Here is a 19,947-nt window from a genome sequence, read left to right on the forward strand (position 1 = left end):
CCGGCGAGCGCGCAGCGCGGTCGACGCTGCGCGCAGCCCCGGGCGGTACACGCCGGGCATGGCCCGGCGCTACCCACAAAAAACCCCGGCATCGGCCGGGGTTTTCGCTGCGACAGGCCTGACCGGACGGGTCAGAAGTTCATGTCGAAGGCAACTTCGCCCTGCACGCCGACCTGGTAGGCCGAAACGCGGCGTTCGAAGAAGTTGGTCAGCTCCTGCACGTCCTGCAGTTCCATGAACGGCAGCGGGTTGCGCACGTTGTACTTCTTTTCCATGCCCAGCTTGGCGAAGTGCTGGTCGGCGCAGTGCTGCAGGTACTGGCGCATGTCGCGCGTGGAGATGCCCGCCACGCCGCCGGACAGCACGTCCTCGGCGAACTGCACTTCGCATTCGATCGCTTCGGCCAGCATGTCGTACACCTGCTGCTTCATCTCGTCATCGAACAGGTCCGGCTCTTCCTCGCGGACCACGCGCACCGACTCGAACGCGAACTCCATGTGGGCGCTTTCGTCGCGGAACACCCAGTTGGTGCCCGAGGCCAGGCCCGGCAGCAGGCCGCGCGAACGGAAGTAGTACACGTAGGCGAACGCAGCAAAGAAGAACAGGCCTTCGATGCAGGCGGCGAAGCAGATCTGGTTGAGCAGGAACTGGCGGCGCTGTTCGCGGGTCTCGATGCGGGTCAGGTCCTGGATCGAGTCGATCCACTTGAAGCAGAAATCGGCCTTCTTCTTGATCGAGTCGATGTTCTCCACCGCCGAGAACGCCTTGGCGCGCTCTTCCGGGTCCGGCAGGTAGTTGTCGAGCAGGGTCAGGTAGAACTGCACGTGCAGCGCTTCTTCATACAGCTGGCGCGACAGGTACATGCGCGCTTCCGGCGCATTGAGGTGCTGGTACAGGTTCAGCACCAGGTTGTTGGACACGATCGAATCGCCGGTGGCGAAGAACGCGACAAGGCGATGGATCAGGTGGCGCTCACCCGGCGACATCTTGCTGTGCAGGTCGGTGATGTCGATCTGGAAATTGATCTCTTCCACCGTCCAGGTGTTCTTGATCGCATTCCGGTACATGTCATAGAACTGCGGGTAGCGCATCGGGCGCAACGTCAGTTCAAAACCGGGATCGAGCAGCATCTGCTTGGGCTTGTCGGCCATGGGTGTTTCCTTGTCTTCTCGGGTCAAAACGCCGGGCATGGCCCGGCGCTACCTTGTCATTGCGCAGCCGGGCCGAGCCCGGCTCCATCTACGGCACAGCGCGCGATTACTGGCAGGCCTCGCAGGCTTCCGGGTTCTCCAGCGAGCAGGCGATGGCTTCGTCCGGGCTGAACACCTTGGCCGGGGCCGCGTTGCTGACCGTGGTCTTGGCGATCTTGGTGGCCGGACGCGAGCGCAGGTAGTAGGTGGTCTTGATGCCCTGCTTCCACGCGTACATGTACATGGACGACATCGCGCCGATGTTCGGGCTTTCCATGAACAGGTTGAGCGAGGCCGACTGGTCGATGAAGGCGCCACGCTCGGCGGCCATGTCGATCAGCGAACGCATCGGCAATTCCCACGCGGTGCGGTAGACCTCACGCAGGGTTTCCGGAATCTGCGTCAGGCCGGCGATGGAACCTTCGGCCAGCTTGATGGCATCGCGCATGTCGGCGGTCCACAGGCCCAGCTTCTTCAGCTCGTTCACCAGGTAGCGGTTGACCTGCAGGAAGTCACCGGACAGGGTTTCGCGCTTGAACAGGTTGGACACCTGCGGCTCGACGCACTCGTAGCAGCCGGCGATGGAGGCGATGGTCGCGGTCGGGGCGATCGCGATCATCAGCGAGTTGCGCAGGCCGTGCTCCTTGATGCGGGCACGCAGGGCATCCCAGCGCGCGGTGTCTTCCGGCACCACGTTCCAGGCGTCGAACTGCAGTTCGCCACTGGCGGCACGGGTATCGTTGAACGACGGGTGCTTGCCGCGTTCCTGGGCCAGCTCGGTCGAGGTTTCCAGCGCGTGGAAGTAGATCGTCTCGGCGATCTTCTTGGACAGGGCACGGGCTTCGGCGCTGTCGAACGGCAGGCGCTTGCGGAAGAACACGTCCTGCAGGCCCATGCAGCCCAGGCCGACCGGGCGCCAGCGCAGGTTGGCGCGGCGGGCGGTTTCGATCGGGTAGAAGTTCAGGTCGATGACACGGTCGAGCTGGCGCACGGCCAGGCGCACGGTCTCGGCCAGCTTCTCGAAGTCGAACTCGTTGTGCTCGTCGAAGTGGTTGCCCAGGTTGATCGAACCCAGGTTGCACACCGCGGTTTCATCGTTGGAGGTGACCTCCAGGATTTCCGTGCACAGGTTGGACAGGTGGATCACGTTGCCCGGACGCAGGGTCTGGTTGCTGGCGCGGTTGCACTTGTCCTTGAAGGTCATCCAGCCGTTGCCGGTCTCGGCCAGCGTACGCATCATGCGGGCGTACAGCTTGCGGGCGGAGATGGTGCGGTTGGCCTTGCCCTGGGCTTCGGCCTGCAGGTAGGCCTGCTCGAAGGCTTCGCCGAACAGATCGGTGAACTCCGGCACGACGCGCGGATCGAACAGCGACCATTCCTGGTCGGCCTCGACGCGCTTCATGAACAGGTCCGGCACCCAGTTGGCCAGGTTCAGGTTGTGGGTACGGCGGGCTTCGTCACCGGTGTTGTCACGCAGCTCGAGGAAGTCCTCGATGTCGGCGTGCCAGGTTTCCAGGTACACGCAGGCCGCGCCCTTGCGCTTGCCACCCTGGTTCACCGCCGCCACGGACGAGTCCATGGTCTTCAGCCACGGCACGATGCCGTTGGAATGGCCGTTGGTGGACTTGATGAGCGAACCACGCGAACGCACGCGGGTGTAGCTGACGCCGATGCCGCCGGAGAACTTCGACAGCTGGGCGATATCGCCGTACTTGGAGTAGATCGACTCCAGCGAGTCCTGCGGCGAATCGAGCAGGAAGCACGAGGACAGCTGCTCGTGGGTGGTGCCGGAGTTGAACAGGGTCGGGCTGGACGGCAGGTAGTCCAGGTTGCCCATGCGCTTGTACAGCGCCAGGGTCTCGGACACGTCCTCGCTCAGCGCGCTGGCGATGCGCAGGAAGAACTGCTGCGGGGTCTCGATCACCTTGCGGGTGTGCGGATGGCGCAGCAGGTAGCGGTCGTACAGGGTACGCAGGCCGAAGTAATCGAAGTTCAGGTCCAGCGAGATGTCGATCGCATCGTTGAGCTTGCGCGCGTTGGTCTGCACGAAGTTCAGCAGGCGGTCGTTGATCAGGCCGACTTCATGGCCACGGCTGACCGACTGCGAGAAGGCATAGATTTCCTGGCCCGACACTTCCTTGGCGATGTAGTTGGCCAGCAGGCGCGCGGCCAGACGGCCGTACTCGGGTTCTTCACCGATCAGCAGGGCGGCGGTGCGGATGGACAGCTCGTCCAGCTCGCGGGTGGTGGCGCCGTTGTACAGGCCGGAAATGGTGCGGGTGGCCACGCGCATCGGATCGACGGCGTGCAGGCCTTCGGAGGAACGCTGCACCGCACGCACGATCTTGTTCAGGTCCACCAGTTCGGTCGTGCCATTGCGCTTGGTCACACTCATCGCGTTGGCCGTCGGCGGCGACGTCAACAGGAACTCGCTTTCCTTTTCGATGGTGGCGCTGGTTTCGGTGGTCACGGCGTGTGTCCTCTTGGCGTGATGGGGTGGTTGCAGGTGCATCGGTGGCGCGGCCCAGGACATGACGGCCCAGGATGGCAGCTGGGCGTCGCAGGAGGTGAGACCTGCGCCTGCCGCTGCCGTGACGGTCGCCGACGGGTATCGCTGCGGACGGGGGTGCCGCGTGGCTCCCGCCTCTGCGCCTTCCCCGTTGTCCTTGCGACTTGGGGTCGCTGCGACCGATGGCCACAAGATAGTGGGGGTGGTGGGGTCCGTCAACGCCAAATGTAGTGAAATTCGGCAATCCCTTGCGCCGCAAGGATCGTGCCATCGGCGCCCGGATCGGACGCTTTGGACCTGCCGGAACGGGCCGCGCAGTCAAGACCGGAACGCGTCATTCCGGCGGTACAACGGAGTGCGGAAACAGAACAATGACAGCTTCACATGACAGTAACGGAATGACCAAGGGACAACCCTGTGGATAGAAGGTGGGCAGCCGGTGGACGGCGTGACTTTCGGCCGATGACGGACAGGCCGGAGAGGCGGACGCTGGGCTCTGGCGACTGGAAAAGGAATGTCCAATGGACCTGCGACTGCCTGCCCTGGCAGTGCTGTCGGCGCTGTGCATCATGCCGGCGCAGGCGGCCGACGCGCCGAAGCTGCACGCGGACCAGTGTGGCATCCGCACGGACTATGACGTGCTGGTGGACAGCGGCGGCATCTGGCTGCGACACGGCCCGCAGGCGCCGCACGAGGTGGTGTTCCACGATGGTGTGCTGAGCCTGGATGACACGATCGTGCCGGTCAGCGACGCCGATGCCGCCCGCCTGCGCCAGCTGGAGGCCGGCGCGCGCCGGTTGATGCCCGCCGCCACGGCATTGGCGCGCGATGTCAGCCAGCTGAGCTTCGACGCGCTCGATGGCGTCTACGAGAGCCTGACCGGCACCGCCAACAGCCGCAAGGTCAGGCGCCTGCGGCGGCAGGCGGATGACTGGATCGAGGGGACGCTCGGAAAGGGCTACTGGGAACAGGCGACCTTCGGTCCCGGATTCGAGGCGAAGGTGCAGGACATGGCCGAGACGCTGTCCGGCTCGATCGCCCGCAGCGTGCTCTGGCAGGTCTTCACCGGCCGCAGCGACGCCATGGAGGAACGTGCCGAGCGCCTGGATGCCGAGCTGGACCGGCGCCTGGAAGCCGGTGCCCAGCGTGTGGAGGCCAGCGCCATGGCGTTGTGCCCGCTGGTGCGTGCGCTGGCCGATACCCACGATGCGCTGGAAGTGCGTTACCAGGGCCAGCCGCTGCGGCTGCTGGAGCGCAGCGACAACGGCCTGCAGGTGTCGACCGGGCCGGAGGAGCGGCCGCAGGGCAACGCACTGGCGCCCAGCCGGTAACGTCGAGCTGCCGCTGCAGCGCCTGCGCGCGGCTGCCCTTCCGGCAGATCGTGCAGCTCCCGGGCCCTCACGCCCGGTGCGGGGTACCCAGGTATTCAGCGCTCTGCATCTCGATCAGGCGCGAGGCGGTGCGCTCGAACGCGCCCTGCAGGCGCTGGCCGGTGTACAGCTCGACCGGCGAGGTGCTGGCGGTGCAGACCAGGTTGACGTGGCGGTCGTACAGTTCGTCGATCAGGTTGACGAAGCGGCGCGCGGCGTCCTCGTTCAGGCGATCGAAGGCGGGAATGCCGCCCAGCAGCACCGTATTGAACTCGTGCGCGATCTCGATGTAGTCCGATGGGCCGCGCGGGCCTTCGCACAGGGCGGCGAAGTCGAACCAGGCGATGCTCTTGCCCCGGCCGCGGACCGGAATCTTGCGGCCTTCGATCTCGATGTTGCCGGCCTTGGCGGGCTGACCACCACTCAGTTCGTTCCAGCGCGTGGCGAGCCAGTCGTCGCTGTCGGCGGCCAGCGGCGCGCGGTACACCGGCGAGCGGGTCAGCGCGCGCATCCGGTAATCCTCCGTGCCTTCGGCGTACAGCTCGACGCAGAAGCGCTGCAGCAGGCTGATGGCGGGCAGGAAGCTCTCGCGCTGCAGGCCATTGAGATACAGGTTCTCCACCGCCGTATTGGAGGTGGTGACCAGGGTCACGCCCTCGGCGAACAGGCGTTCGAGCAGGCGCGCCAGCAGCATGGCGTCGCCGATGTCGGTGACGAAGAATTCGTCCAGCACCAGCACGCGCAGGTTGCTGCGCCATTCCTGGGCGATCTTCGCCAACGGGTCGCTCTGGCCCTGGTGCTCGCGCAGGCGCTCGTGGACGCTGCGCATGAAACGATGGAAGTGGGTGCGGTACTTCTGCTTGATTGGCAGCCCGTCGTAGAACAGATCCACCAGGAAGGTCTTGCCGCGGCCGACACCCCCCCAGAAATACAGCCCCTTGACCGGCTCGGGCTTCTTCCAGAACGAGGACAACCGGTCCAGCCAGCCGTCGTCGGCGTTGTCCAGCAGGCCCACGTGGATGCGGTCCAGCTCGGCCAGCGCCGCGTGCTGGGCGGGGTCGTCCTGCCAGTCACCCCGGGCAACCCCGGCCGCATACCGCTGCGACGGGGTCAACTCGACTGCACTCATGCCGCTGCGCCCAGCCAGTGCTTGACGCCGTGGGTCAACGCACCGCGCAGGTCGATCAGCTTGCGATGGAAGAAGTGGCTGGTGTCGGGCATCCGCACCAGCTCATGCGGAGCCTGCAGCGCGCCCAGCCACTGATAGACCGCCTGCGGGTCGACGATCTCGTCCTGCTCGCCCTGGATCACCAGCCAGCGGGCCGGTGGCTGCACGCCGTCGAAATCCCAGCGGCCGGCCGGCGGCGCGATCGAGATCAGCGCCTCCGGCTGCAGCGTGGCGGCCGCCTTCAGCGAAACGAACGCACCAAAGCTGAAGCCGGCCAGCCACAGGCGGTCGTCGGGGCGCTGGCTGCGCACCCAGGCGGTCACGGCCTTCAGGTCATCCTGCTCGCCCACGCCGCCATCGAAGGTGCCCGCCGAACCACCGACGCTGCGGAAGTTGAAGCGCACCGTGGCGATGCCCAGCTCGCGCAGGGTGCTGGCGGTCATGGTGACCACCTTGTTGTGCAGGGTGCCGCCCTCGGTGGACAGCGGGTGGCAGACGATGGCCACGATCGGCTGCACCGGCACATCGGCCTTGGGCAGGTCGACGACCACTTCCAGCGGGCCGGCCGGGCCGTCCAGTTCGAGGCAGGTGGTTTCGCCAGGGGCGACGGGGAACGAAGGCTTGTGCATGGCACCATGATACCGTCCCCCGCCCCTGCCCTGTGCCCGCCCCATGCTCTACCTGTCTTTGGCCGTGATCTGCAGCGTGCTGGTTTCGGTGTTGTTGAAGGTGGCCGGACGCCGCCAACTGGATGTTGCGCAGATGGTCACCTGGAACTACCTGGTGGCCGCGACCCTGACCGCCGTGGTGCTGCAGCCGCCGCTGGACGCACTGCGCGCGCCGCATGCCCCGTGGCCGTCGCTGCTGGCGCTGGCGGTGGTGCTGCCCTCGATCTTCCTGGTGCTGGGCCGCGCGGTGGCGGTGGCCGGCATCGTCCGCAGCGACGTGGCGCAGCGGCTGTCGCTGCTGCTGTCACTGGCGGCGGCGTTCCTGTTCTTCGGCCAGACCGCCACGCCGTGGAAGCTGGCCGGGCTCGGCCTGGGCCTGCTGGCGATGGTGGCCATCAGCCTGCGCCCGCGCGGCCCGGCGGTGGCGTCCTCGCCGGGTGGCTGGGGCTGGCTGCTGGGCGTGTGGGGCGGCTTCGCGGTGGTGGACGTGCTGCTCAAGCAGGTGGCGCTGTCCGGCACGCCGTCGATGGCGGCGGTGCTGGCCAGCTTCAGCGTGGCCTTCGTACTGATGCTGGCATTGCAGCTGTGGCGGCACTTCAGCGGTCGCAGCCGGCTGGCCTGGCACAACCTCGGCGCGGGTGCGCTGCTGGGCCTGCTCAACGGCGGCAACATCCTGTTCTATGTGCACGCGCACCAGGCGATGCCGGACAGCCCGGCCACGGTGTTCGCCGGCATGAACATCGGCGTGGTGGTACTGGGCGCGCTGGTGGGCGTGTTTGCCTTTGGCGAACCGACCACGAAGTGGAACCGGGCCGGCCTGGCGCTGGCAGTGCTGGCGATCGGATTGATCGCCTGGGGGTGAGTACGGCCCGGGGGTCGGATCCCATTCCAACGGAATGGGCTCTGACCCCACGTGCGGCCCACGCGTTCATGGCCCGGCGATGCATCGGGGTCAGAGTCCATTCCGTTGGAATGGGATCCGACCCCGGCGTTGGGCATTACTTGTCGAAGCCCAGCAGCAGCGGGTCGTGGTCGGAGCTGCGCCATGGGCCGGGCACATTGCGCCCCTGGTAGCCGCTGGCGTCCTGCTCGTCGGCATTGCTGTGCCATTCGGCGGCGCCCGCCAGGCGGCGGGCCATGGACGGACTCAGCAGGGCGTGGTCGAGGCGGCCGCTGTAGCCGTTGTAGACGTAGCTGTAGGGATGTTCGACCTTGGCCACCTTGAAGGCGTCCTGCCAGCCCAGCGTGTGCAGCGTGCGGATCGGATCCTCCATCGCATAGGCGTTGAAATCGCCCAGCATCACTACATCCTTCACCTTCAGGCGCGCGGCTTCGGCCTGCACCCACTGGTTGAGCTGGCGGGCCGATTCGACGCGCGTCGCATTCCAGCAGCCCTGGCCATCGTTGCGGTCGGCGTCGGCACCGCTGGCGTCGCGGCACCCCTTGGACTTGAAGTGGTTGGCGACCACCATGAACGGTGCGCCCTTGCCCTGGAAAGCCTGTGCCAGCGGTGCGCGGCTGTGCTCGGCAAACGGGCCGTCAAGCTTGGTCAACGGCGGGCCCAATGTCTTGAATGCACCGCGCTTGTAGATGATGCCAACGCGGATGGGATTGGTGCCGGGGCCTTCGCCCGGATCGACCGCCACCCATGCGTCGTCCGGTCCGGCGTGTGGCCGGTCATTGAGCGCGGCCAGCAGCTCGGCAATGGCCGACTGCGGTCCGTAGCCATCGTTCTCCAGCTCCATGAGGGCGGCGATGTGGGTATCGAGCGCATTGATGGTGGCGACCAGCTTGGCCACCTGGGCCTTGTGCTCCTCCAGCGTGCGGGCACCGCGCAACGTCGGGAAGCCGCCGCCCTGGCCGTCGCCATTGAAGTAGTTTTCCAGGTTGAACGCCGCGATACGCAGGCTGCCAGGCACGTCCGGCACCGCCGGCCGCTGCAGTGCGGGCAGGCTCAGCGTGCCTTCCACCTGCAGCTGCGGGCGGCCCTGCGCGTCCACGCGGACAGTGCCTTCCACATTGCGCAGCAGCATGCCGGTGCGCAGCACCGGGTTGCCCGGCAGGTAGGCCACGCTGCCCGGATCACGCACGTCGCTGCCATCGTCCAGCACCAGGCGGCGACGCAGGTTGTCGGCCATCACCTGTTCGATGCCGGCGGTGCCCGGCGCGGCCACTTCGGTCGGCTGCCACAGGCGCCCGCCGAAGGCGACCGTCAGCTGGCCGAAGCGTTCCAGAGCGTCGGTGCCGGCCAGGGTCAGCGGCGCAGCGATGCGCACACGCTGGCCGTCCAGCGCGCGCCAGTCGGCCGGCGCGGTGGCCAGTACAACGGTGGAGTTGCGCGGGGTGGACGTCGCCGGGGCCGGCATGGCCTGCGGCTGGGCCTGGGCAAAGGCAGGTGCCGGCAGCAGCAGGGACAGGGCGAGAACAAGGGAACGGCGGCGCATCGACGGGCGACTCCACGGAATGGGGGCACAGACTAACCCCGAAATACGAACGCCCGACTGCAGCCCGGCGATCGGCCCGGGTGGGCAAAGCCCCGGGGGCCGTCGACGACGGGATGGCAGCGCCGGGCCCATGTCCGGCAGCCGCCCGCGCAGGTGGCGCAGAGGCTGCCGAGGGCAGGCCCGGCGCTGCGGAAAGGTCCTACTTCAGGTTGCCCAGCATCCAGTCCACGGTGGCGTGGATCTGTTCCTCGGTCAGCGCCGGGTTGCCGCCCTTGGGAGGCATGATGCCGCCGTCCGGGCCGGTGTAGCCCTCGATGGCGTGCTTGTAGAGCGTGTCCTTGCCCTGCGTGATGCGCTGGTCCCAGTGCGCGCGGTCCAAGGTCGGCGCTTGGCCCACCCCGGTGGTGTGGCAGGCGGTGCACAGGTTGTCGAAGATGACCTTGCCATCGGTGGTGCCGCCGTAGGCCACCTGCGAGGCGGCCTTGGCCAGCGCGGCCGCCTTGGCCGCCGCCTGCGCGGCTGCACCGGTACTGCCGGCGTAGACCGCTCCGGTCGGCGCGATGCGCTGTTCGGTACGTTTGGCCGCAGTGGGCGACACCTCGGGCGGAATCCGGGTGTGCAGGAAGGCGGCAAGGAAGATCAGACCCAGAGTGATGGCCATCAACAGCGCGATCACCATGGAGAAGCGTTTCAGGAACTCCAGATCGTAATTCCGCACTCTTCGTTACCCCTGGCTGGTAGTCGTTGGACCACGGCTGAGCGACTGCGTGATGGGCCGAGTATAGAACGCGTCCTGCGCGCGACAACAGGCTTCGCTGCTGGTGCGTCGCAGCATTGCGGGATCGGCCACATGCGGTAGCGCCGGGCCATGCCCGGCGAGCACGCAGCGCCGCAGAAGCCACCGGGCATGGCACGGCGCTACCGATTTACCGGTGCGCCGATGGCACGCAGGCAGAAGCTGCAGATCGCGTCGACCAGCGCATCCTCGTCGCGATGCGCTTCACGGCTGGGCGCAGTCGGGCCAACCATCGCTTCGGTGAAGGCGCCGACCAGGCACGCGGCCGCCACATGCGCATCCTGCGCAGGCAGTTCGCCGGCGGCCACGCCTTCCTCCACCAGGCGCAGGAACACATCACCGAAGGCACGGCGGCCGCGCATGCGCTCGGCTTCCACGTCCGGATCGACCGGTTCGACGATGAAGGCGTGGGCCAGCCCCGGACCCGCCAGGGCGCGGCGCACGAAGGCGGCGATGGCCAGCCGCAGGCGCTCGCTGGCGGCCTCCGGGCCGCTGGCGATGCGTTCCATGATCGCCACTTCATGGGCCACCGCCGCGTTGAGCACCTCCACGAACAGGTCGGCCTTGGAGGGGAAATGACGGTAGATCAGGCCGGTGGAGACCCCCGCCTGGGTTGCCACGGCGGTCACCGGGGCGTTTCGCCAGCCGCCGGTGGCGACCCGTTCACGGGTTGCCAGCAGGATCCGCTCGCGGGCCCCGGCCAGGCGTTCTTCCATCAGTGCAGAGCGTTTGTAGGCCATGTTTTGATTCTGGTTTCAATTTTTGAATTTGTGTTCACTTCTTTCCCGAACCCCGTTACGCTGGGGCCTCGCCCGTGCCGGCGCGGTCCTGGAAACCATCGCCGGCAAGCCCTGGGTGCGTCCATCCCCCACTTTGCCGCCGTGGAGCCGCTGTAATGCACGTGCCATCCCTGAACTTCGATCTCGGTGAAGAGATCGACCTGCTGCGCCAGAGCGTGGCCCATTTTGCCGCCGCCGAGATCGCGCCGCTGGCGGCCGAGGCCGATGCGACCAACCAGTTCCCGCAGGCACTGTGGCCGAAACTGGGCGAACAGGGCCTGCTCGGCCTTACCGTCGAGGAAGAATACGGCGGTACCGGCATGGGCTACCTGGCCCACGTGGTGGCGATGGAAGAGGTCTCGCGCGCCTCCGGCGGCATCGGCCTGTCCTATGGCGCGCACTCCAACCTGTGCGTGAACCAGCTGCGCAAGAACGGCAGCGAGGCGCAGAAGCAGCGCTTCCTGCCCGACCTGTGCAGCGGCGCCAAGGTGGGCGCACTGGCGATGAGCGAACCCGGCGCCGGTTCGGACGTGGTATCGATGAAGCTGCGCGCCGACAAGCGTGGCGATCGCTATGTCCTCAACGGCAACAAGATGTGGATCACCAACGGCCCGGACGCCGATGTGCTGGTGGTCTATGCCAAAACCGACATGGACGCCGGCGCCAGGGGCATCACCGCCTTCCTGGTTGAAAAGGGCATGCCGGGTTTCTCCACCGCGCAGAAGCTGGACAAGCTGGGCATGCGCTCCTCGCCGACCTGCGAGCTGGTGTTCCAGGACTGCGAGATTCCCGAAGAGAACGTGCTCGGCAGCGTCGGCGGTGGCGTGCGCGTGCTGATGTCCGGCCTGGACTACGAGCGCGTGGTGCTGTCCGGCGGCCCGCTGGGGCTGATGGCTGCGGCCATGGACGTGGTGATGCCGTACGTGCACGAACGCCACCAGTTCGGCGAAGCGATCGGCAGCTTCCAGCTGATCCAGGCCAAGATCGCCGACATGTACGTGGGCCTGGGCGCCTGCCGCGCCTACGTGTACGCCGTGGCGCGCGCCTGCGACCAGGGCCGTACCACCCGCCAGGACGCGGCCGGTGCGATCCTGTACGCCGCCGAGAAGGCCACCTGGCTGACCGGGCAGGCGATCCAGATCCTCGGTGGCAACGGCTACATCAACGAGTACCCGACCGGCCGCCTGTGGCGCGACGCCAAGCTGTACGAGATCGGTGCGGGCACGTCGGAGATCCGCCGCATGCTGATCGGCCGTGAATTGTTCCAGCGCACTCTGTAAGGCCACCCCATGACCGTCCTGAACAGCCAGCTGCAACCGGGCAGCGACACGTTTGAAAGCAACCGCGCGGCGATGCAGGCCGTGGTCGACGATCTGCACGCCACCCTCGCCCGCACTGCCCTGGGCGGCAGCGAGGCGGCACGCGCCAAGCACACCGCGCGCGGCAAGCTGCTGGTACGCGACCGCATCGACGCCCTGCTCGATGCCGGCAGCGCATTCCTGGAAATCGCGCCGCTGGCTGCTCATGGCATGTATGACGACGCTGTGCCGGCAGCCGGCGTGGTCGCCGGCATCGGCCGGGTCAGCGGCGTGGAGTGCGTGATCGTGGCCAACGATGCCACGGTCAAGGGCGGCACCTATTACCCGATGACGGTGAAGAAGCACCTGCGTGCGCAGGAGATCGCCGAGCAGAACCACCTGCCGTGCATCTATCTGGTCGACTCCGGTGGCGCCTTCCTGCCGCTGCAGGACGAGGTGTTCCCCGACCGCGACCACTTCGGCCGCATCTTCTACAACCAGGCCAACCTGTCCGCGCAGGGCATCCCGCAGATCGCCTGCGTCATGGGCAGCTGCACCGCCGGTGGGGCCTACGTGCCGGCGATGAGCGATGAAACGGTGATCGTGCGCGAGCAGGGCACCATCTTCCTCGGCGGCCCGCCGCTGGTGAAGGCGGCCACCGGTGAAGTGGTAACGGCCGAGGAACTGGGCGGCGCGGACGTGCACACGCGCATTTCCGGCGTGGCCGACCACATGGCCGACAACGACCTGCAGGCGCTGGCACGGGTCCGCGCGATCATCGCCCAGCTGAACTGGCGCAAGCCGGAACCGGCGATGGCGATGCAGCCGCCGGAGGAACCGTTGCTGCCGGCGCACGAACTGTACGGCGTGATCCCGGCCGACACGCGCAAGCCCTACGACGTGCGCGAGGTGATCGCACGCCTGGTCGATGGCTCGCGCTTCGATGAGTTCAAGCCGCGCTATGGCGCCACCCTGGTCACCGGCTTCGCCCATCTGAACGGCTACCCGATCGGCATCATCGCCAACAACGGCATCCTGTTCTCCGAGTCCGCGCTGAAGGGCGCGCACTTCATCGAGCTGTGCACCCAGCGCGGCATCCCGCTGCTGTTCCTGCAGAACATCACCGGCTTCATGGTCGGGCGCAAGTACGAACAGGGCGGTATCGCCAAGGACGGTGCCAAGCTGGTGATGGCGGTCGCCTGCGCGAAGGTGCCCAAGTTCACCGTGGTGATCGGCGGCTCGTTCGGCGCCGGCAACTACGGCATGTGTGGGCGGGCCTATTCGCCGAATTTCCTGTGGATGTGGCCCAACGCACGCATCGGCGTGATGGGTGGCGAACAGGCCGCCAGCGTGCTGGCCACGGTGCGTCGCGATGGCATCGAAGCCAAGGGCGGGCAATGGGCCGCCGCGGAAGAGGACGCGTTCAAGGCGCCGATCCGCGAGCAGTTCGAGCAGCAGGGCCACCCGTACTACGCCAGCGCGCGCCTGTGGGACGACGGCGTGATCGATCCGGCCGATACCCGCCGGGTATTGGCCTTGGCGCTGTCGGCCAGCCTCAACGCCGCCCCGCAGCAGACGCGCTTCGGCGTGTTCCGCATGTAACCCGCGCCATGACCGAGCCTGTCGCCATGTTCACCAAAGTCCTGATCGCCAACCGTGGCGAAATCGCCTGCCGCGTCATCGCCACCTGCCGCCGCCTCGGCATCGCCACCGTGGCGGTGTATTCCGATGCGGACCGCAATGCCCGCCACGTACGCCTGGCCGACGAGGCCATCCATATCGGACCGGCCGCCGCACGCGAGAGCTATCTGCGCGGCGAGGCCCTGCTCGACGCCGCACGCCGGAGCGGCGCGCAGGCGATCCATCCCGGATACGGCTTCCTGTCCGAGAACGCCGACTTCGCCGATGCCTGTGCCGCCGCCGGCATCACCTTCATCGGGCCGCCGGCCAGCGCGATCCGCGCGATGGGTGACAAGAGCGCAGCCAAGGCCTTGATGGCCAAAGCCGGCGTGCCGCTGACGCCGGGTTATCACGGTGACCAGCAAGCGCCGGACTTCCTGCGCGCGCAGGCCGATACGATCGGCTATCCGGTGCTGATCAAGGCCAGCGCCGGCGGTGGCGGCAAGGGCATGCGCAAGGTCGAACGCAGCGAGGACTTCATCGATGCGCTGGCCAGCTGCCAGCGCGAGGCCGCCTCGGCGTTCGGCAACGACCACGTGCTGGTCGAGAAGTATGTCGAGCGACCGCGCCATATCGAGATCCAGGTGTTCGGCGACAGCCACGGTGATGCGGTCTACCTGTTCGAGCGTGACTGCTCGGTGCAACGCCGGCACCAGAAAGTGCTGGAAGAGGCCCCGGCACCGGGCATGAGTGCCGAGCGCCGCGCGGCGATGGGCCAGGCGGCGGTCGACGCTGCACGCGCCGTGGGCTACGTCGGCGCGGGCACGGTGGAGTTCATCGCCGGCCCGGACGGTGATTTCTACTTCATGGAAATGAACACCCGCCTGCAGGTCGAGCACCCGGTCACCGAGTTCATCACCGGTACCGACCTGGTGGAATGGCAGCTGCGCGTGGCCTGCGGCCAGCCACTGCCGCTGCGCCAGGACCAGCTGGCCATCCAAGGCCACGCGATCGAAGCACGGCTGTACGCCGAAGATGCCGACCGCGGCTTCCTGCCGTCCACCGGTACCCTGCGCCGCCTGCGCCTGCCGGCTGCTTCGGCCACCGTGCGCGTGGATACCGGCGTGGAGGAAGGCGACGCCATCACGCCGTATTACGACCCGATGATCGCCAAGCTGATCGTCTGGGATGTGGACCGCGACAGCGCATTGCACCGCATGAGCCAGGCGCTGGCTGACTGCCAGGTGGTGGGCGTGACCACCAATGCCGGTTTCCTGCGCCGGCTGGTCCACACCGATTCATTCGCGCACGCCCGGCTGGATACCGCACTGATCGAACGCGAGCAGGCCGCCTTGAGCGCCATCGGTGACAGCGACGATGCACTGTGGCAGTTGGCCGCGGTCGCCGCGGTTGCCAGCATGGCCGACGCCGGCAGCGACCCGCGCGACCCCCATTCGCCCTGGCGCGCACAGGATGGCTGGCGCCTGGGTGCGCCCGCGCCCCGCGTGCTGCCGCTGCAGCAGGGAGAGCGCCGGCACGTGCTGAAGGTGTGGGCACAGGCCGATGGCTGGCGTGTGCAATTTGATGATGCGGCCCCGCAGTCGGTGCTCGGTCGCCTCGACAGCCAGCACCTGACGGTGCAGCTGGACGGCCGTCGCTGGTCACTGCAGCTGCTGCGCGAGGGTGACCAGCTGTATCTGTTCGGCGCCGATGGCCAGCACCGCTTCACCCTGCACGACCCGGTCGGCGAGTCGGAGCATGCGGTGGCCGATGCAGGCAGCCTGCTGGCGCCGATGCCCGGCAGGATCGTGGCCACGCTGGTCGAGGCCGGTGCCCAGGTCAAGCGCGGCACGCCGCTGGTGGTACTCGAGGCGATGAAGATGGAGCACACCCTGCAGGCACCGGCCGACGGCACAGTGAAGGGTTACCGGGCGAAGGCCGGCGACCAGGTCGGGGACGGCGCGGTGCTGGTCGACTTCGAAGCGACCTGAGCCACGCTACGGCGTGATCCTGGCGGGCCAGACACGGCCCGCCGGGTCCATCTCCGAGGTCTGCATCGTTGCCGCGCGCCAGCCGAAGCCGCATACCGCCAGCGCGCCTTCCGCCATCGGCTGCAGGGCAAGCGCGCGCGCGGCCTCGGCCTCGTTGATGGCCGCCGTGACGAACGCGCCCAGGCCCTGTGCGGTGGCCGCGCTGTAGAACGCCTGCGAGATGTGCCCGGCGTCGAGCATGACCGCACGGTAGGCCTTGGCGTGGTTGCGGTACTTCCAGAAGGTGCGCTCGAAGCGGCACACCAGTACCAGCAGCACGTGGGCATCGGCGAACCAGTGCTGGCCCGCCAGCAGGCGCAGGCGGAACCCTGCGGGATCGTCGGGCTGCACCGGCAGCGGGGCCAGTTCATGCGCGACTGCGTGGTAATGGTAGAGCCCCGGCGCCAGGCCCTGCACGTCGCGCACCATCAGATAGGCTTCCAGCGGATGCAGGCTGCCGGCCGAGGGCACGTTCTTCTTCAGGAACCGCACGTCCGGATCGGTTTCCACCTGTGCCTGCGCCATCAGCACCTGCTGCAGCAGCCGTGCCAGCAACGGCAGCGGCAGCGCGCGGGTCGCATCGAAATTCCGGCAGGTGGCACGCGCCTGCAGCAGTTCCTGCATCGGATCATCATCGCAGCGGGGCAGCGCAAGCGCGCCGGGCTGGCGTGGCGGCGCCTCCGGCGGCGGATTGCCGAAGCTGCGGACCAGGTCGCGCGCGGTCACCAGCTGCTGACGCTGCATGTCCGCGCTGCTGTCCACGCCATCCCAGCAGGATTGCTGGTAGTGCAGCGCCGACAGCGGCCACCAGTGGCTGTCGCGCACGCGCTGCTCGGCCGCACAGGCCTCGGCATGGGCCGGATCGTCGCTCACCAACAGTCCCTGCTGCAGCAGCGCCAGTACGCGGCGGCGGCAGGCCGCATCCTCCGGCATCGGCTGCCAATGCTCGGCGCTGCAGGCCAACAGCCAGGCGCAGCTGTCGGCATCGATCTCGCATGCCGAAGGCAGGTGGGCGGTACGCACCTGCAGCCGCTGCTCGAAGGTCACCCCGGTGCCGCCGGCCATCAGGTCGGCCAATGCAAAGGCCGGGCGTTCGACCGGCTCGACGAACAGTGTCCGGCAACGGCGGAATCTCATCGGCGTGCAATCGAAAGGCCTGCGGGGGCGCCGATCATAGCGCGATGCACGTGCCTGCCATCAACTTCGCACGATCGCCGCCGATACTTCCATTTTCCCAGCCCGTCGGTTGCACGCCATGTCTTCTTCACCGCTTCCCACCCACGTCGTCCAGCAGCTGCTGGAACGCCTGTCCAGCGACGATGACTTCCGCAAGGCTTTCGCCGCTGATCCGGGCCAGGCACTGCTCGATCTGGGCGCCGATGAAGACTGCGTGCGCGCCTGCCATACGCCGCTGGCCACGCTGGGCAGCAAGGCCGAGTTCGCCAAGGCCGCTCCGCGCCTGCGGGAGCTGCTGGACGCGCGTGCCTCGTTCACCGTGCCGTTCCTGTTCGAGGATGGCCTGCCCGGCCTGGATCGATAGACCGGCCTCAGGGCGCGGCCACCGTGCCCTTGTCAGGCATCACTGCGGCGGCGCGGCCTGCCGCCAGCCGCTGCACGTCCATCGCGTTCAGTGGCAACAGAGCGTAGTCACCGGTGTCTTCAGCAAATGCCAGGCCGGCGTGGCGCTGCAGCCACGCCGCCTGCCGTGCGACCGCGGCCTGGTCGCCGCGCGCGGTCACCAGATCCAGCTGCAGCACCCGCCACTGGAACAGGTTCGCCGACGGCTGCTGCGCCAGCAGGTCCTGCGCCTGGTCCAGGTCACCCTGGTCGAAGGCCATGCGGGCACGCAGCAGGTTCCAGAGCTCGCGCAGACGCGGATCCGCGTCGCGCTCGGGCAGGGCCTGCAGCGGGTCCCTGCGCTGCATCACCACCGAGGCGTGGCCTGCGCGCGCGGCATGATAGGCCGCCGCCAGGGCGATGAATGCATTGCGGCGCGCTGGCGCAGGATGGCGACGGTCGACCGCGGCCAGCGCCCGGTCCAGCACACGCAGGTATTCCTGCGCCGTCACGTGGTCGCCTTCCTGTTCGCGCCAGGCCAGTGCCTGCAGCGCGTAGATGTCGCACAGCCCACCGACCGTCGTGCACTGGGCAGCCACCTGCCGCATGTCGGTGGCTGCCTCGTGCGCGCGCTCCTGCATGGCCAGCACCGCCGCGCGCAACATGCGCGTCCCCGGCCCCGATACGGGCATCGCCGCAAAACCGGCATTGGCGGCCTCGAAATCACCAGCCAGCGCGGCGATCACCGGCTCCATGCCATCGCCATTCCAGCCCGGATGAAGGCGTGCGCCACGCAGCGCCGCTTCGGCTGCGGCGACTTCGCCACGGGCCAGCTGCACCCGCGCCACGAACACCAGCACCAGTGCACGCCGAGAATGCTGGCGGGCCAGCAGCGGCTGTGTTGCGGCCAGGGCGCCGTCATAGTCGCCCTGGGTGTACAGGATCTTGGCGTAGTTCATCCAACCGGCCGGGTCGTCCGGGTACAGCTCGGTCAGCAGGCGCCACTTGTCGGCGATGCGCATGGGCGGTGCGCCTGCGAAATCCGCTGCCCACGCGTCCAGGTACAGCTGGTCGCGTGCGGTCAGGTGGGCACGCTGGCTGACCGCCTTTCGGTACAGCACGGCGGCCTGCTCCAGGTTGCCCTTGGCGTGCTGGATGGTCATCTGCCCCACATAGGCAAAGGCGAATGCGGGATCGAGCCGGGTGGCCTGCTCGTAGAACATCAGTGCGTCGTCGTAGCGGGCGGCCGCCGTGGCATCGACGCCCTTGGCGTAGGCATGCAGGGCATCGAGATTGGCCGTCGCCACGGTGGGCAGTGGTCGCTGATCGCGACCGACATCACGCAACGCTTCGCCCAGGTCGGCGCGCAGCGCTGCCACCACGTGGTCGGTGGAGGTCAGGATCGATTCCAGGCCTCGACCATCGGCGTAGCGCGTATAGACGGTCTGGCCGCTGTGCGGATCGACCACTTCGACACTGACCCGCACCTTGCCGTTGAGCTCGAGCACGCTCGGTACCAGCACCGCGCGTGCGCCGTCGCGCAGGGCCACCTCGATGGCCAGGCCTCGGTCGAGCCGTGCCTGTGGCGAGCGCTGCATCAGCTGCAGGGTGTCGCGCACCTTCAACTCGCTGAGGATGTTGACGAAGCGTGACTGACCCAGGCTGATGTACAGCGCCTGCTCCAGGCTGCTGTCCAGCTGCGGATAGGCGGTGGTGTTCTGCACCGCGGCCAGGATCACCCAGTCCCGTTCGGCGAAGGCGATGGCCGGCGCCGGGCGCAGCAGCATCCACAGCAGCACGCCCAGCGTCACCGCCAGCGCGGCCTCGGTGACCACGGCCGCGGGACGCCGCCACAAGGGTAGATCGCGCCATGCCTTCTCGCCCGAGCGCGGTCGACGCAGCGGCGCACTGCCACGCAGGCCGATCTCGAACACATCCTGGCGCTCGGTGATGCCCTTGAAGCGCCAGCGCCCATGGTGCTTCCAGCGCAGCGCCTCGCTGGCCCAGGGCAGCGTGGAGGTAGCGCGCCGTGCCATCTGCTCGGCGGTGGCCGACAGCAACACCTGGCCCGGCCAGGCCAGCTGCATCAGCCGCGCCGCCATCGGCTTGGCCAGGCCCTCCACCTCCACCGGCTTGGCGCCATGGGCCATTGCTTCGGCACTGTTGTTCCACAACAGCACGTCACCGACATGCAGGCCCGCACGCGCGCGCAGCACGATGCCGCGCTCACGCCCCAGCGCCTCCACCGCAGTCTGGTAGGCCAGGGCAAAACCGACGCCATCGATGGTGCGCTCGAACAGTACGAACAGGCCGTCGGAACGGTCGATCAGCTGCCCGTTCCAGCGCTGCTGCAGACCCAGCACCAGACGGTCATGCTGCTGGAACAGCTCGGCCGCCGCCACATCACCGATCCGCTCAACCAGCTGCAGCGAATCGCACAGGTCGGTGAACAGCAGCGCGCGCAGCTGCTGGTTGTGTGGCGCCGACGTTCCTTTGTCGCCCTTCATCACCGGTGTCT

At 67.9% G+C, this 19,947-nt stretch carries 15 protein-coding genes; 6 read left to right on the forward strand and 9 right to left on the reverse strand.

Annotation, left to right across the window (positions count from 1 at the left end):
- Positions 1–131 precede the first annotated feature (131 nt).
- Complete coding sequence (locus QMZ25_RS01860; RefSeq protein WP_005420683.1) at positions 132–1,151, reverse strand: ribonucleotide-diphosphate reductase subunit beta; 1,020 nt, start codon at positions 1,149–1,151, stop codon at positions 132–134.
- Between the two features lie 106 nt (positions 1,152–1,257).
- Positions 1,258–3,660 carry a ribonucleoside-diphosphate reductase subunit alpha gene (locus QMZ25_RS01865; protein ID WP_053518585.1) on the reverse strand — a complete coding sequence of 801 codons (2,403 nt, stop codon included), beginning with the start codon at positions 3,658–3,660 and terminating at the stop codon, positions 1,258–1,260.
- 560 nt (positions 3,661–4,220) lie between these two features.
- Between QMZ25_RS01865 and QMZ25_RS01870 the strand changes: the two genes are divergently transcribed.
- A complete protein-coding gene (locus QMZ25_RS01870) occupies positions 4,221–5,030 on the forward strand; it encodes a DUF2884 family protein (protein ID WP_053518587.1) in 810 nt (269 codons plus the stop codon).
- A 67-nt stretch (positions 5,031–5,097) separates the two neighbouring features.
- Here QMZ25_RS01870 and zapE read toward each other — a convergent pair whose 3' ends face one another.
- The gene (gene zapE / locus QMZ25_RS01875; protein ID WP_053518589.1) at positions 5,098–6,198 is read right to left on the reverse strand and encodes a cell division protein ZapE; all 1,101 of its coding nucleotides are present in this window, start codon (positions 6,196–6,198) and stop codon (positions 5,098–5,100) included.
- Positions 6,195–6,866, reverse strand: coding sequence for a CocE/NonD family hydrolase (locus QMZ25_RS01880; protein WP_283219035.1), 672 nt, complete (start codon positions 6,864–6,866; stop codon positions 6,195–6,197). The genes zapE and QMZ25_RS01880 overlap by 4 nt, the downstream gene beginning before the upstream one ends.
- A gap of 43 nt (positions 6,867–6,909) precedes the next feature.
- Here QMZ25_RS01880 and QMZ25_RS01885 point away from each other — a divergent pair, with 43 nt between their 5' ends.
- On the forward strand, positions 6,910–7,767 hold the full coding sequence (locus QMZ25_RS01885) for a hypothetical protein (protein ID WP_053518593.1): 858 nt from the start codon (positions 6,910–6,912) through the stop codon (positions 7,765–7,767).
- 136 nt (positions 7,768–7,903) lie between these two features.
- Here QMZ25_RS01885 and QMZ25_RS01890 read toward each other — a convergent pair whose 3' ends face one another.
- The 3 genes from QMZ25_RS01890 to QMZ25_RS01900 all read right to left on the reverse strand — a co-directional run bounded on the left by QMZ25_RS01890 (position 7,904) and on the right by QMZ25_RS01900 (position 10,885).
- Positions 7,904–9,349 carry an ExeM/NucH family extracellular endonuclease gene (locus QMZ25_RS01890; RefSeq protein ID WP_283219036.1) on the reverse strand — a complete coding sequence of 482 codons (1,446 nt, stop codon included), beginning with the start codon at positions 9,347–9,349 and terminating at the stop codon, positions 7,904–7,906.
- A 199-nt stretch (positions 9,350–9,548) separates the two neighbouring features.
- The gene (locus QMZ25_RS01895) at positions 9,549–10,067 is read right to left on the reverse strand and encodes a c-type cytochrome (RefSeq protein ID WP_053518595.1); all 519 of its coding nucleotides are present in this window, start codon (positions 10,065–10,067) and stop codon (positions 9,549–9,551) included.
- A 200-nt stretch (positions 10,068–10,267) separates the two neighbouring features.
- Positions 10,268–10,885 carry a TetR/AcrR family transcriptional regulator gene (locus QMZ25_RS01900; RefSeq protein ID WP_053518597.1) on the reverse strand — a complete coding sequence of 206 codons (618 nt, stop codon included), beginning with the start codon at positions 10,883–10,885 and terminating at the stop codon, positions 10,268–10,270.
- Positions 10,886–11,040: 155 nt separating this feature from the next.
- On the opposite strand from QMZ25_RS01900, the gene QMZ25_RS01905 reads away from it, so the two are divergent.
- Genes QMZ25_RS01905 through QMZ25_RS01915 form a run of 3 tightly spaced genes read left to right on the forward strand, consistent with a single transcriptional unit; the run spans position 11,041 to position 15,833 of the window.
- Positions 11,041–12,204 carry an isovaleryl-CoA dehydrogenase gene (locus tag QMZ25_RS01905; RefSeq protein WP_053518598.1) on the forward strand — a complete coding sequence of 388 codons (1,164 nt, stop codon included), beginning with the start codon at positions 11,041–11,043 and terminating at the stop codon, positions 12,202–12,204.
- Between the two features lie 9 nt (positions 12,205–12,213).
- Positions 12,214–13,824: a carboxyl transferase domain-containing protein gene (locus QMZ25_RS01910; protein ID WP_074902259.1), complete on the forward strand. Its 1,611-nt coding sequence runs from the start codon at positions 12,214–12,216 to the stop codon at positions 13,822–13,824.
- 26 nt (positions 13,825–13,850) lie between these two features.
- Positions 13,851–15,833 carry an acetyl/propionyl/methylcrotonyl-CoA carboxylase subunit alpha gene (locus QMZ25_RS01915; RefSeq protein WP_197600133.1) on the forward strand — a complete coding sequence of 661 codons (1,983 nt, stop codon included), beginning with the start codon at positions 13,851–13,853 and terminating at the stop codon, positions 15,831–15,833.
- A 6-nt stretch (positions 15,834–15,839) separates the two neighbouring features.
- Here the strand turns inward: QMZ25_RS01915 and QMZ25_RS01920 are convergent, their stop codons facing one another.
- Positions 15,840–17,009 (reverse strand): putative peptide maturation dehydrogenase, encoded by a 1,170-nt coding sequence (locus QMZ25_RS01920; RefSeq protein ID WP_053518602.1) that lies wholly within the window; start codon positions 17,007–17,009, stop codon positions 15,840–15,842.
- 118 nt (positions 17,010–17,127) lie between these two features.
- Between QMZ25_RS01920 and QMZ25_RS01925 the strand changes: the two genes are divergently transcribed.
- The gene (locus QMZ25_RS01925; RefSeq protein WP_053518604.1) at positions 17,128–17,412 is read left to right on the forward strand and encodes an NHLP-related RiPP peptide; all 285 of its coding nucleotides are present in this window, start codon (positions 17,128–17,130) and stop codon (positions 17,410–17,412) included.
- Between the two features lie 7 nt (positions 17,413–17,419).
- Here QMZ25_RS01925 and QMZ25_RS01930 read toward each other — a convergent pair whose 3' ends face one another.
- Positions 17,420–19,936, reverse strand: a complete 2,517-nt coding sequence (locus QMZ25_RS01930) for a putative peptide modification system cyclase (RefSeq protein ID WP_164151113.1) — start codon at positions 19,934–19,936, stop codon at positions 17,420–17,422.
- Positions 19,937–19,947 lie beyond the last annotated feature (11 nt).

Origin of the sequence: Stenotrophomonas sp. RS-48, assembly GCF_030053245.1 — a bacterium.
Classification (GTDB): Bacteria; Pseudomonadota; Gammaproteobacteria; order Xanthomonadales; family Xanthomonadaceae; genus Stenotrophomonas; species Stenotrophomonas maltophilia_P.